Genomic DNA, 12,931 nt, shown 5'->3' with positions numbered 1-12,931 from the left:
CCTTCACACTATACATGCCGTCATACATGCCCTCCGTCAGCCCCGCTCGTCGATCTGACGTGACAGAATGGCGGAAAATTCATCGGCGAAGCCTTCGAGCCGCTGGGCCTGCCGATTCACCTCGGACGTGAACTTATTGTAGAAAATAGTGGCAGGAATGGCGGCGATGAGACCGACGGCGGTCGCAAACAGGGCCTCCGCGATACCGGGGGCCACCACCGCCAGAGAGGTGTTTTTCGACGCCGCGATCGACTGGAAGCTCGACATGATGCCCCAGACGGTGCCGAACAGGCCGACGAAGGGGCCGGCGGAGCCGACGGTCGCGAGCACCAGCAGCCGGCGTTCCAGCCGCTCGACCTCGCGCGCGATCGAGACGTTCATCACCTTGTCGATGCGCATCTGCAAGCCCGCGACCGAGCGGGCATGGCTCTCGAAGGAACGCTTCCATTCGCGCATCGCCGCCACGAAGCAGGCCGCCATGGAATGGGTCGGCTTGGCCGAAAGCGTGCGATAGAGCTCCTCGATCGACTCGCCGGACCAGAAGGCCTGCTCGAAACGATCCATCGAGCGCCGTGTGCGCGCGTAAAGAAAGATCTTGTCGATGGCGATCGCCCAGACCCAGACCGAGCAGGACAGAAGTCCCAGCATCACCGCCTTCACGATCCAGTGAGCCTGCCAGAACAGCGCAATCAGCGACACGTCGGCGGAGGCAGCAACCGGAAGGGCTGACTGAGCCACGTCGGCCGGATTCATAAGCAGTATCCTCTCAAGGCGATCGTTACCTAATGTCCTTCGGCCAGCAAATGGCGGCCGGTGTCCTCTAACAGCCGCGCTAGAACCGGCGCGGCCGGCAAGCCCGCTCAAAGCCTTGGTTTTTTGGGGTGCAGGGCTCGTCCAAAAGGCTCTCCAAAGCCGGCCGCCTGCATTCCCCGCCAAGATGTCAAAACTATGGGCCTCGACACGGCTTCGGGCGCGACTGTCCGCAATTACCAGAGCCCGGCGTTGGTTAATGCGGGGTTACCGCGGACGAATTTGGCTGCGGGAAAGGCAGGCAGCGCAGGGGGATGGGGGTGGACAGGGTCCGCTGCGTCCGGGACACGAGAGTTCCGCTTCCTCCCCGCACATGGGATGAGGAGCGCCCCCGTGCCTGCAGGAACCAGCCCTCGCCCGGAAAAGTTGTCCCGGAAATTCATCTTTGGCGAGGTTTTGCCATGAGCATCAACCCCAAAACGACCGCCGCGATCGGCGATCACCCCCTGCACCCCATGCCGATTCCGTTCCCCGTCGCCTTCCTGGTCGCTGCGCCGATCGCCGACTTGGCCTTCATCGGAACCGGCGATGCCTTCTGGGCTCGCGCCGCGATCTGGCTGATCGGGGCCGGCATCGTCATGGCGCTCGTTGCTGCCGTAGCCGGTTTTACCGACTTCTTGAGCGAGCCCCGGATCCGCAGCCTCGAAGATGCCTGGTATCACATGGTCGGCAATCTCGCGGCGGTCGTGCTGGCGCTGGTCAACTTCTATCTCCGTTACGCGCAAGGCACTGAAGCTGCGGTCAAGCCGTGGGGTGTGGTGCTGTCGCTCATCGTCGTCGGCATCCTCCTGTTCACGGGGTGGAAGGGCTGGGAGATGGTGCACCGGTATCACGTCGCGGTGCTGGACGCGCCAGGCCAGACCAGCTCGGAGCCGGTCATGCCGCCTCATGGCGGCGAGAGCGACCGGCGGGCCGCCTGAGCGAGGCGCGCATCAAGCGGTCAGCGCCGCAGCGCCGCTTTCCGTGAGACTACGTGCTTGCATAGCAGGCATTCAGGACCATATGCTCAGTTATCGAGCTTCGGCCGACTGCTTTGGCCGAAATCTCCCGGCAAAGCATCTCATTCACGACCCCGCGGTGGCACGCCATCAGCGGGGTTTTTCGCAGGCGGCCGACTTCAGCTCCGCCGGAGCGAATCCCGCATCCTCTTGGTTCAAGGTCCTTCCGAAAACATGTCGCCCAATACCGCCGCCGACGACCAGCACGACGACATCATGTATCCCTCCGCCCTGCCGTTTCTCCTGGTCCATCTCGGCTGTGTTGCGGCGATCTGGTCAGGCATCGATTGGCAGGCCGTCGCGATCTGCGTCTCACTCTATTGCGTGCGGATGTTTGCGATCGGAGCCGGCTACCACCGCTACTTCTCACATCGGGCGTTTGCGACCAGCCGGGTGTTTCAGTTCATCCTGGCCTGCCTCGCGCAGAGCAGCGCGCAGAAGAGCGTTTTGTGGTGGGCGGCCAAGCATCGGCACCATCACCTGCATTCCGATACCGAGACCGACGTGCATTCGCCGCGTCACCGCGGCTTCCTCTACAGCCATCTCGGCTGGATTTTTTCGCGGCAACACGACACGACCGATCTCGTGAAGGTCGGCGATCTCGCCGCCTATCCGGAGCTGATGTGGCTGCATCGGCTGGAGCTGCTGCCGGCTTTCGCGCTTGCAACGCTCTGCTTCCTGGCGGCGGGCTGGTCCGGCCTGGTGGTTGGCTTCCTCTGGAGCACGGTGCTGCTCTATCACGCGACCTTCTGCATCAATTCCCTCGCCCATGTGCATGGACGCAAGCGGTATGTGACGGGCGATGACTCCCGCAACAACTGGCTGCTGGCGCTGTTCACGCTGGGTGAGGGCTGGCACAATAATCACCACGCCTACCAGAGCAGCGTGCGACAAGGCTTCCGCTGGTGGGAGATCGACGTGACCTATTACGTCCTGAAAGTCTTGTCGTGGATCGGCGTCGTCTGGAACATGAAGGCACCGCCCGAACAGGTGCTGCGCAACGAGCAGCCGCTCGGCGCACGGGTCATCAATCGGGCGGCCCGCGAGCTTGCCGGACGGTTCGATGCGCAGACGCTCGCGCATGCGATCTCGTCGGCGCGGCGCCGGGCCGACCTCGCCCAGCTGCAACTGCCGACCCTGCACGACATCCTCAATCGCGCGCATGAAGGCGTCGATGCGCTGACGCATCTGCATCTGCCGAAGATACCGACCCGGGACGAGTTTCTCGCCGAGGCCAAGGCGATGTTCGCGCGAACACGATCGCTCAACGAGATCGTGGACCACGCCTACGAACACTTCCTGGCGTCGGTGCGCGCGCAGCTCGCGACCACGACCTGAACGTCGCGGCTGACCGCCGCGCGCGTTGCATCCGCGCGGCGGAGATGTCTTGACGCTCTCAGTTGAACCTGTAAGCGATGCCGAACGTCGCCATGTGGCTCTGCAACCGTACGGAGTTTGTGGTGCTCTGGGTTCCTAAGCAATTGATGGTCGCCACACCGAAAGCGGGGTCGTTGATCGTGGCGCTTCCGGCGCAATCGCGGGTCTGCGAAAAACGAGCGGTTCCAAAGTCGGCATAGCGATACTCGCCGCGCAGTATCCAGTTGTCCGTGAGCTTCATCTCGCCGCCGCCGCCGACTGTGAAGCCGGAGCGGACCGTGGACTGCTTGATCACGGGCGGCGAGAGCAGACCGGGAGTACAGTTGCCGACTTCGGCACCGATAAAGCCGGGCGCCGGGAACAGCGGCTTCAAGGCCGTATCGCAGGTCGACGTCTGCTCCACGCTCATCCAGGCGGCGCCGCCGGTGAGATAAGCCAGGAAAGCGGGATTGACGACGTAGCCGACGCGGGCCCGGATGCTCGCATCCCATTTGGTACGGAGGCTGTAGCTGTCGTTCAATCCGCTGCTTCCGCCAACGATGCCGCCGGGGAGATACCTGCCAGACACCGAACTCTGACGATTGGCGATGCCGAAATCGCCTTCGAGACCCAGCAGCCATTTCGGATTGACCTGCCAATTGTAGCCGACATAGGGGCTGATCCGAGCAGCGGTCGTATCAAAATGGTCGTCCAAGAAGCAGTCGCCGCACCCGGCCAGGAAATTGATCGCCGAGAAGCCTGTCCGCGTAAACGAGGCTGCATCGACGCTGGAGCTGGCGTGGTTGGCGCGAATGCCTGCGCCAACGCCGAGATAGGCGCCGCTCCACGACGCAGTCGAGGGCGCCGCCGCATAGGCTGCCAGGGCGGCCACGCCCGGCGCGTTGGCATTGCCGAACTTGTAGGCTAGGCCGAACGTCGCCGTGTGGGTCTTTACCGACGTGTCGTAGCTTGCCGTCTGTATTCCCGTTGCGGCGGCCCGGATGTCGGTGTTGGAGAAATGTCCGTAGTCGGCAAAACGATACTCGGCCCGGGCAATCCAGTTCGGCCACAACATCGCCTCGATGCCACCACCGACCGTGTAGCCAAGCTGGGCTCGGCTGTTGCTTATGCTCGCGGGCGCAAATCCGAGGCCGGGCACGCAGCGGCCATCGGCGCTCAGAAGCGTGCTGCAGTTCGATGTAGTCTCGACATGGATCCAGGAGGGACCGGCCGTTCCATAGAGCAGCACGGCGGGATTGACCAGATAGCCGGCACGGCCGCGAATGCTCGCGTCCCACGTCGTCTTGAGCGCGAAGGAATTGGACGTCGAGGCGCCGCGGTCAAATGGCGTTGCCGGATAGGCGGCGCCAAAGATCGTCGTGGTCTGGTCGGCGAAGGCGAAATCGCCTTCCAGGCCAAGAACGGTATGCCCGATCTGCCAGTTGTAGCCGAGATAAGGGCTGATGCGGAACGCGGTGCCGTTGAAGGACCGTCCTGTCACACACGGAAAGCCCGCGAAGCAATCGACTGCGACGAACATGTTCTGAAGCACCGCAGGTGCCGTCGTGTCGGTCGCGGAATTGACATTGACGCTGGAGTCGCTGGCGCGAAACCCGAGGCCCGCCCCGATGTAGAAGCCGCCCCAGGCTTCGACCGCGGCGGGCGCCTTGAAGAGAGGCGCCTTGACCGGCAGATCGGCAGCATTGGCCGCAGCAACGACCAGCAGTCCCAGGGCAACAGACAGGGTCAGACGTAGAAGTCGTGTCATTGCATTCCTCATTCCGACGCGGGGCGTGAGACTCCGCATTGAAGCTGTACATGGACGGGGAAAGCAGGACTTGGAGAGGACAAGACTTCGCCCTGGGACTGGACGCGACTCGACGTGCTATTTTGAGCTGTGTTGCGCGCTTGACACAGCCGAGCCCCGGCCGGTCGCTTCTATTCGGCCGACGAATGTGTCCTGCGGTGCTCGGAGGGAGACAGGCCGTAGCGGCGCCGGAAGCAGCGATTGAAGTAGGAAATGTCGCCGAAGCCCGCGGCGAGCGCGAGACGGGCAATACTTTCATGAGCCCTGAGAGAACCCGTGAGACCGGCATGCACTTGTGCCAGCCGCTCCTCCAGGACGAAGTCGTGGAAGGACGTGCCCGCCTCGCGGAAAAGCTTCCGGATATAGTCGGCCGAGACCTGCTGCAGCGCTCCGATGCTTTCCGCCGACAGATCGCCGTGCCCGAGCCGCGATTTGATGGCGAGCTTGGCAAGCTTCAGGCGCGCCGCGCGCGGACCATCACCCTGGGCGGCAACCTCGTCCTCCGGCACCCCGCAGATCAAGGCGATGAGATCGCGCAGATGCTGGGCGGCCAGCCGCCGCATATCCGCGCCGACCGATTCACCCATCGCCATCGCGCCGAGCACATAGCCGCGCAGCAGGTTCATCGCGGGCGCGCCCGGATCGATCGGTTGCAGCAATCGATCTTCGAAATTGCGGACAAAGGGTGCGAGCGCCTGCCGGGGCAGTTGCACGCTGAGATGACGACCGCGGTCGAGCAGCGTATGACGGCCGACGTCGCAGGTCGTCATCAGCACGGCGCCGCCTTGCGGGACCTCCACCTCACGCCCGAGCTGGGAGGCCTCGGCGCGGCCGCGCAGAACCACCGCGAGGACAATGTTGTCAGAGGCAGTCGCGAGCAACGGGCGCGTGATGCGGAAATGCGCCGGCGTGCGCCAGCCCGACGACAGTCCAGCGTCCGGCAGGCGACGCAATTCGGTTCTTGCCTCGAAAGGGAAACCTGGGATCGGGTCGATCTCGATGTTGAACAACAGGCGACCATAGACCTCCCGCCAAACCGCAAGGCGATCGCGCTCGGGCAGCATCGCGGTGTCGAGCGAGAGGTGCTTGGGCTGGGACATTCGCAACGGGCATTTACGGGGGAAGCCGAAGTCTCTCTGTCGCCGGGTGCCGATGGGCGGTTCGGCGCGTCAAGGCTGAGTGCGCTATTTTGTCGCACACTACGCGCCATTGGGGGCCCGACGATCTGGCTCCGACAATCGCGGACCCGATGGCAGCTCTTGCGACAAGTTGCTGTAAGCACAGCTTCGTCCGCCCTGCTTCCCGGCATCGGTCATGGTGATACCTGCCCACGCGGAAAACGCGTTGTCAGGACTTGGTCGCGCCTCCCACGGCCCCGGTCCTACGGCACCTTCTGGTCCTGCACGTGCCCGTAGACCACACCGCAGAACGAGCGCTGGCCCGGACACCGGCCAAAATGGCAATCCGGATCAAGCGCGCAGCCGCCGTAGACGAGGCCGATATAGCCCAACACCGCGAACGCGGTGATGCCGAGCAGCAATCGGGTGTGGCGGTCCATGAACTTCGTCCTGGAATAACCTGCGCCCATCGGCGAAGCGACACATCTTAGTGTCGATAGACCCACCGTTCGAGGACCGGCGCTGACATTTTCGCAACGTCATGACCGGGCTTGGCGCCTTCGCTGAAGTTTCGGCGGCCGACCACGTTTGTGGGCCCGGCGCAGCCTTGGCGGAGCCCGAGTCCCGGCCGTTCACACCTTGCCCCGCGGTGCAAGAACGTGGATGCCAGGGACAAGCCTGGGCATGACAATCCCTCGCAGGCCCGGCGGACGAGGAAGGTACCAAAAACCAAACCGCCCGCCTGCGGGTTGCGCAGGCGGGCGGCTCGGGCCATCAGGACTTTGGGGGCATGCGCCTGAAGGCTTTGAGAGGTGTCATCAGGATCAGCCCTGCTGCTGGTCGTTGGGCGGCGGGGTCGGACGCGTCTTGTGCTGCGCCATGAACTGGTCGAACTCTTCCTTGTCCTTGGCGTGACGCAGCCGGCTCAGGAAATCCTTGAACTCGCGCTGCTCTTCCTCGAGCCGCTGCAGCGTCTCGGCGCGATATTCGTCGAAGGCGCGGTTGCCGGATGACGGCGGGCCGAAGCCAAAACCGAAGCCACGGCGCTCCATGCGATCGCGCATGCGGTCCATCTTGTACTGCATCCTCTCCATCTTGTTCTGCCAGCGATCCTGGTGGCTCCAGCACGACATTCTTCTGCTCCCGAGTGTGAAAAAGAGAAGGGCAAGTCCGATCGGCCACCAGATGATGAAGCCGAGAATGGTCACGGCGATCCAGCCGGGATGCCAGGGCGTCTCGAGCATGTGAGGACGTTGGTACTGTTGGTATTGGTCCGAGGGGCCGCGCCATCGATTGACATCAGCGGTGTAGGCCATTTCCCATCTCCATCACGGCATCAGCGCCGTTGTGAATGTAAATAACATTTACATAGCTAGACCATCCCGCGATTTTGTCAAGCCGACCACAAGACAGGCCCGCGGAATATTTGCGCAATTTTATTTCGGCTTGCCCCAAGGACCGCCGGGCGGCACGCCAGAACCGGAGGACGCCTCCGGTGGTACCGGCGGTGGCTCGGCGCTCTTCGCTGGCGGACGGCGGTCGGTCGGGAAGCCGAGGCCACGCAGATAAATCAGCACCTCGGCTTCGAGCAGTTCGTCCGGCGACATCGGCAGTTTTCGCCGTGCGGCATCGCCGCGGGAAAACAAGGAGGCCACGCCGTGCGCCATCGACCAGATGTGCAGCGCCATCATCATCGCCGGCGGCCGCGGCGTGCCCGGCGGCGTTAGCGCCGCAAGCCGTTCGGCCGCGGCGCGAATGATGTTGAAGGCACGTTCGCTCGCGGCCTGAAGCGCCGGATTGGCATCGACCGGCACGCCCGATTCGAACATCGCATTATAGAAAGCGGGCTCCTCGCGGGCGAAGGCGAGATAGGTCTTGCCGACGCGCTCGAACGCGGTGACCGTATCAGGACGCCCGTCGTCCCAGGCCGCGGCCAGGCGTGCCTCGAACTGCTCGAAGCCGCGCTGGGCGATCGAGGACAACAGCTCGTCGCGGTCGCGGAAATGCCGGTAGGGCGCCGCCGCGCTGACCCCGGCCATGCGCGCGGCATCGGCAAAGGTGAAGCCGGCCGCGCCCTTCTCGGCGATCAGGCCTAGAGCGGCCTGCAACAGGGCTTCTTTCAGATTGCCGTGGTGATAGCCGCGCTCGGCGCGGCGTTGCTCCTTGCGCCAGCTCATGTGAACGACTTTTACATGAGCCGGACGTGAAGGTCACTAGCGGCGATGCGGCGTAATTAACCCCCTACTTTCACGTCGTGCCGGGCCGATGCGTCGGCATCGAGCCCGGAAACGAGTTCGCCCGAGGCTACATCTGCGGAATCGGCAGCACGGGCATGACTTCGATCGCCTCGCCCGGGAAGATCGCAAAATGCGGATGGTTCTCGAACAGCTTGGCAGCTTCTTCTTGCGAGGCGGCCCGCACCACCGTGAAGCCGGTCAGCGCATTGCTGATCTCTGTAACGCCGCTTCCGTCGATCCTGCGGGTCTTGCCGAGCGGGCCGCCGATCTCGACGATGACGGCCTTGTGCTTCTCGACCCAGCCGTGCCAGGCGGCCATGCCCTGCTGTTCCCTTGCTTTCCGTTCGGCCTCGGGCAGCGCGCGCCAGGCCGCCATCTTCGGGCCGTTCATGCTGCCGAGATAGACGGCGAGGAATTTGTGTTCGGTATTCATCGGTTCTCTCCTTGTTGATCGATTGAACGTCAGCCACGATTTCATCGCGACCCGCCGTGGCTACCTCTTCAAGTCGTCGAATCCGGCGGCGGCCTGCTGCACATCGGGCGGAAAGTCGCCCATCTCCTGCACCTGCCGGATCTCGATGATTTCGTTGGGCGAAGCCGGGCACTTCTTCGCCCAGGCGATCGCCTCGGCGCGCGAGGTGACCTCGATCATCCAATAACCACCGAGGACCTCCTTGGCCTGAGGAAAGGGCCCGTCGGTCACGACAGGCACGCCGGTCGCAAACGAGACACGCGCGCCCATCGAGGGCGGATGCAGGCCGTCGAGCGTGATCAGCACGCCGGCATCCTTCAGCGCCTCGTTGTAGCGCATCATCGCGGCAACGCGTTCCGGATCGAGCTGCACATCCGGCGGCGCGCTCTCGTAACCGAGCGGAATCATGAGCATCATGAATCGCATGGGGTTCCTTGTTGCTCCTGGTCATTCCGGGGCGCGACGAAGTCCAGCCGGCCCGCATTCCCCTGTAAGACGAACGACCTCTCGCCGCCCCGACAGCGGCGCAGAAAATATTTGGAGGCCGCGCCAGTGCGGCTGCGGCAGGCGCATTCGGGCCGGATCGGGATCGATCGGTTCGGCCCGAGGCCTTTCTTGCCGGAACGAAAGCGAAGTAAAAGGAGCCCGCGCTCACGCGCCCCTCTCCCGGACACAGGACAGATCAGCCAATGCCGCAAGCCCCGCAAAAAGTCGCCCTCGTCACCGGAGCCGCGCGCGGCATCGGGCTTGCGACCGCGAAGAAGTTCCTCGCCGAGGGTTGGCGCGTGGCGCTGCTCGACATCGAGGGCGAGCTGCTCGGCCGCGCGGTCGCCGAGATCGGCCAAAGCGAGGCGACGCAGGCGCTGACCTGCGACGTCTCGGACAAGGCAGCGGTCGGCGCGGCGATGACCGCGGTCGAACGGCGGTTCGGCCGGCTGGATGCGCTGGTCAACAATGCCGGCATTGCCGTGTTCGCGCCGCTGATGGAGACGTCGGAGGCTGACTGGCGCCGCGTGCTCGAGGTCAACCTCACCGGCCCGTTCCTCTGCACCAAGGCTGCGGTGCCCTTGATGCGCGACGGCAATGGCGGCGCCATCGTCAACATCACCTCGATCTCGGCGGTGCGCGCCTCGACGCTGCGCTCGGCCTACGGCACCAGCAAGGCGGGGCTGGCGCACCTCACCAAGCAGCTCGCGGTCGAGCTCGCCTCGCTCAATATCCGCGTCAACGCGGTCGCGCCGGGGCCTGTCGACACCGCGATGGCGAAGCAGGTTCACAGCAAGGAGATCCGCGCCGACTATCACGACGCCATTCCGCTCAACCGTTACGGCCTGGAAGAGGAACTCGCGGAAGCGATCTACTTCCTGTGCTCGGCAAATGCGAGCTACATCACCGGCCAAATTTTGGCCGTTGATGGCGGCTTCGATGCGGCGGGTATCGGCCTGCCGACGCTGCGCGGCCAGCGGCGCAACGGGTAGGCGCGGATTTGTAGGGGTGGGCAAAGGCGCGAAAGCGCCGTGCCCATCATCGTTCCGGACCAGCGTTGCCAATGGTGGGCACGCTACGCTTTGCCCGCCCTACGATGTCAACCGTGCGGAGAGAGCACCATGCGACGCCTTGCTTTCGTCCAAGTCTTGATGCTCGCATCTGCGCTGCTCGCCACCGTACCGGTGCAAGCCGAAATCCGCATCATCCAGTCGCCGGGCGGAGCGGTCGGGCCGTTCCTCGACCTGTTCGAGAAGGTGCGCGAGAGCGGCGAGCGCGTGGTGATCGACGGTCCTTGCCTGTCAGCCTGCACGCTGGTCTTGAGCATCGTGCCGGGCGAGCGCATCTGTGTCACCAAACGTGCGGTGCTCGGCTTCCATGCCGCGCGCTCGGTCGACGGGCGCGGGCGCTTCTATGCCGAGCCGGAAGCATCGGTCGCGGTGCTTGCCGCCTATCCTGGCCCGGTGCGCGACTGGATCAGCCGCCGTGGCGGCCTCACCTCGCGGTTGCTCTTGCTGAAGGGGCGTGATCTCGCCGCGATCTATCCGCGCTGCCGCTGACGAACTTGGCAGCCGCCGCTCTAATGGCCTTTGGCTTGGCTGGTTCGAGGCCATACGGCGGGTTCCCTGTGCTCGCACGCTATGTGCGCACGGGGGTTATTCGCCATCACGCGCTGGCTGGCTTCAAAAGAGAGTCTGGATCACCGGCACCAGCTTCATGCTGGCGCAAATGAGCATCCCCCAAAGAGCAAAGTTGATCTGTAGCGCCGCCGCCATCGGTCGCTCCCCTTCCAAGTGACGTCCATCCCAGTTTGCAGTTTTTATGACTCACAAATACCGATTCTGGCGTGCAGATCACAGCCCAATATTGCGTCAATTGTTGTGCGATGCAGTCGGCATCGTTTCACGAAGCGGCCGCACTGCTCGCGCAGAGTGATGCGAATCGTAAGTTCATTGCTCGGCCATGCCGGCCAACTGGTTTGCCTTAAGTTCCATTTGACCGACGCGATGCAAGTTTCCCCACGCGGATCTTGCCCATCGCGCGCCGAACTTTGGGTCCCGGCATGATGCGACTTGGCTTGATCTTGCTCACTTTCTGCACAACGCTGCTTGGATGTGCAGTCGCACCGGCGCAGGAGCGTCGGCCGATCGCATGGGACGGCCTCGGCCAAGACCCCAACAAAGGCCCGAACCGCCCTCATGTCACGAAGCGGCGCGCAACGACCCTCGCGCCCGCGGCAAGTGATCCCAATCAGGAGCGGGAGCGAGTGCTCGGCACCCTGCGGCCGTACTCCGACGCGTGGTGGGCGATCCATGACGAGATCGAAGCGGAAAACGACAGGCAGCTCGGCACCAAGCTCGTGATCTGCCCTCGCTGCGTGCAACCGGCGCCGCCGGACGGGGACGTGACGGGATCAAGCCGGTGAGAGGCAAGCGGCCGATCCGCGCGTGACGGAACGACTCTACGCTCCGTACAGAGTCATTATGTGTCCCCTCTCCCGCGGGTTTGGAGAGAGGGGATCACATTTCAATCAATCCTGTGGGCGGTCGCGCCCGTCACATTCCTTCCGGGCAGTTCACCATCCAGGGGATGCCGAACTTGTCGACGCACATGCCAAAGCCCTTGGCCCAGAACGTCTTGCTGAAGGGCATGGTGACGCTGCCGCCGTCGGCGAGCGCGTTGAACTTGCGCTCGCCATCCGCGGGATCCTTGACCGTGATCGAGATCGAGAAGCCCTGCGGCTTGTGAAAATGCTCGGGCGGCGCATCGGACCCCATCAATACGCTGCCGTCGGGCAGCGACATCCGCGCATGCATGATCATCTTCTCGCGGCCCGGCGAGGCCGGCATCTCCGGCGGCGCATCCGATGCGCGCATCATTGCATCAATCTTGCCGCCGAGAACCTTGGCGTAATGGTTGAATGCCGCTTCGCAGGTGTCCTGATAGAACAGATAGGGATTGAGCATCGTTTCTCTCCTCTTCGTGTGTAGTAACGCCTATTGCTTCTCCGTGAGCTTCTTCAGGCTGGCGAGTCCGGCCTCGAAATCCTTGCCGATCATGCTGTCCATGTTGATGAACACCTGCATCACCTTGGACAGGAACGGGGCCGGACCGGACATCGCCCATGTGACCAGTGTGGCATCGCCTTGCGGCACAAAGGTGAACTCGGCGCTGTTATGGCCTTCGAACGGGCGCTCGAAATCGAGCTTGATGCGGAGCCTCGAGGGCGCGTTGGCCTCGAGGATCTCCATGTGGCCGGCGCCGACATTGTTGTTCCCGTCCCAGGCATAGGTCGCGCCCTTGCCTTCCGCGGTTCCTCCGAAGGTCCGCTTCATGGAGGAATCGCGGCCCTCATAGGGTGACCAGGCGGTCCAGCGGCGGAAATCGGCCACCACCGGATAGATCGCATCGGCCGGCGCTTTCACGGCGAGACTGCGCTCGACGCGGAATGTGTCGGGTTTCGTCAGGGCAAAGACGAGCACGGCCGCAATTCCGGCCGCGAGAACGATGGCGATGACGGCAATGGCTTTCAGCATGGATAGCTCCCGGGATACGGGCGTAGGACGAACGAGGGAGACCGCGGTCGACAAGACCGAAACGAAATTTTTCGTGAGTTCTCTCACCTGTCATTCCGGGGCCCGGAGCGC

The 12,931-nt window shown here is 63.8% G+C and carries 15 protein-coding genes; 5 read left to right on the top strand and 10 right to left on the bottom strand.

The window, feature by feature from the left end; all coding sequences use genetic code 11:
* Window positions 1–36: 36 nt before the first annotated feature.
* Complete coding sequence (gene tolQ / locus ACSKB8_RS14270) at window positions 37–753, bottom strand: protein TolQ (RefSeq protein WP_028180156.1); 717 nt, start codon at window positions 751–753, stop codon at window positions 37–39.
* A 458-nt stretch (window positions 754–1,211) separates the two neighbouring features.
* Here tolQ and ACSKB8_RS14265 point away from each other — a divergent pair, with 458 nt between their 5' ends.
* Entirely contained in the window at window positions 1,212–1,730 is a 519-nt protein-coding gene (locus ACSKB8_RS14265) for a DUF2231 domain-containing protein (RefSeq protein WP_438104759.1), read from the top strand.
* Between the two features lie 252 nt (window positions 1,731–1,982).
* Window positions 1,983–3,146 (top strand): acyl-CoA desaturase, encoded by a 1,164-nt coding sequence (locus ACSKB8_RS14260; protein ID WP_438104757.1) that lies wholly within the window; start codon window positions 1,983–1,985, stop codon window positions 3,144–3,146.
* 58 nt (window positions 3,147–3,204) lie between these two features.
* On the opposite strand, the gene ACSKB8_RS14255 is transcribed toward ACSKB8_RS14260, so the two are convergent.
* From ACSKB8_RS14255 to ACSKB8_RS14225, 7 genes are all read right to left on the bottom strand, one after another.
* Entirely contained in the window at window positions 3,205–4,932 is a 1,728-nt protein-coding gene (locus ACSKB8_RS14255) for an outer membrane protein (RefSeq protein WP_438104755.1), read from the bottom strand.
* Between the two features lie 170 nt (window positions 4,933–5,102).
* Window positions 5,103–6,071, bottom strand: coding sequence for an AraC family transcriptional regulator (locus ACSKB8_RS14250; RefSeq protein WP_438104753.1), 969 nt, complete (start codon window positions 6,069–6,071; stop codon window positions 5,103–5,105).
* 281 nt (window positions 6,072–6,352) lie between these two features.
* The gene (locus ACSKB8_RS14245; protein ID WP_164934733.1) at window positions 6,353–6,529 is read right to left on the bottom strand and encodes a hypothetical protein; all 177 of its coding nucleotides are present in this window, start codon (window positions 6,527–6,529) and stop codon (window positions 6,353–6,355) included.
* A gap of 384 nt (window positions 6,530–6,913) precedes the next feature.
* Window positions 6,914–7,405 carry a DUF2852 domain-containing protein gene (locus ACSKB8_RS14240; RefSeq protein ID WP_091880452.1) on the bottom strand — a complete coding sequence of 164 codons (492 nt, stop codon included), beginning with the start codon at window positions 7,403–7,405 and terminating at the stop codon, window positions 6,914–6,916.
* 120 nt (window positions 7,406–7,525) lie between these two features.
* Window positions 7,526–8,266, bottom strand: a complete 741-nt coding sequence (locus ACSKB8_RS14235) for a TetR/AcrR family transcriptional regulator (protein WP_091880455.1) — start codon at window positions 8,264–8,266, stop codon at window positions 7,526–7,528.
* A 127-nt stretch (window positions 8,267–8,393) separates the two neighbouring features.
* On the bottom strand, window positions 8,394–8,759 hold the full coding sequence (locus ACSKB8_RS14230; protein WP_438104751.1) for a YciI family protein: 366 nt from the start codon (window positions 8,757–8,759) through the stop codon (window positions 8,394–8,396).
* Between the two features lie 60 nt (window positions 8,760–8,819).
* Window positions 8,820–9,224 carry a YciI family protein gene (locus ACSKB8_RS14225; protein ID WP_438104749.1) on the bottom strand — a complete coding sequence of 135 codons (405 nt, stop codon included), beginning with the start codon at window positions 9,222–9,224 and terminating at the stop codon, window positions 8,820–8,822.
* Between the two features lie 263 nt (window positions 9,225–9,487).
* On the opposite strand from ACSKB8_RS14225, the gene ACSKB8_RS14220 reads away from it, so the two are divergent.
* From ACSKB8_RS14220 to ACSKB8_RS14210, 3 genes are all read left to right on the top strand, one after another.
* Window positions 9,488–10,276, top strand: coding sequence for an SDR family NAD(P)-dependent oxidoreductase (locus ACSKB8_RS14220; protein ID WP_438104747.1), 789 nt, complete (start codon window positions 9,488–9,490; stop codon window positions 10,274–10,276).
* Window positions 10,277–10,405: 129 nt separating this feature from the next.
* Complete coding sequence (locus ACSKB8_RS14215; RefSeq protein WP_438104746.1) at window positions 10,406–10,843, top strand: hypothetical protein; 438 nt, start codon at window positions 10,406–10,408, stop codon at window positions 10,841–10,843.
* A 503-nt stretch (window positions 10,844–11,346) separates the two neighbouring features.
* Window positions 11,347–11,709 carry a hypothetical protein gene (locus ACSKB8_RS14210; protein ID WP_438110528.1) on the top strand — a complete coding sequence of 121 codons (363 nt, stop codon included), beginning with the start codon at window positions 11,347–11,349 and terminating at the stop codon, window positions 11,707–11,709.
* 130 nt (window positions 11,710–11,839) lie between these two features.
* On the opposite strand, the gene ACSKB8_RS14205 is transcribed toward ACSKB8_RS14210, so the two are convergent.
* Together ACSKB8_RS14205 and ACSKB8_RS14200 are read right to left on the bottom strand one after the other, a co-directional pair.
* Window positions 11,840–12,250 (bottom strand): VOC family protein, encoded by a 411-nt coding sequence (locus ACSKB8_RS14205; RefSeq protein ID WP_438104745.1) that lies wholly within the window; start codon window positions 12,248–12,250, stop codon window positions 11,840–11,842.
* Between the two features lie 30 nt (window positions 12,251–12,280).
* Window positions 12,281–12,820: an SRPBCC family protein gene (locus ACSKB8_RS14200; protein ID WP_438104743.1), complete on the bottom strand. Its 540-nt coding sequence runs from the start codon at window positions 12,818–12,820 to the stop codon at window positions 12,281–12,283.
* Window positions 12,821–12,931: the final 111 nt, after the last annotated feature.

This window comes from Bradyrhizobium sp. BR 1432 (genome assembly GCF_051547705.1).
GTDB lineage: Bacteria > Pseudomonadota > Alphaproteobacteria > Rhizobiales > Xanthobacteraceae > Bradyrhizobium > Bradyrhizobium zhanjiangense.
This window is presented reverse-complemented; position numbering and strand designations above follow the sequence as displayed.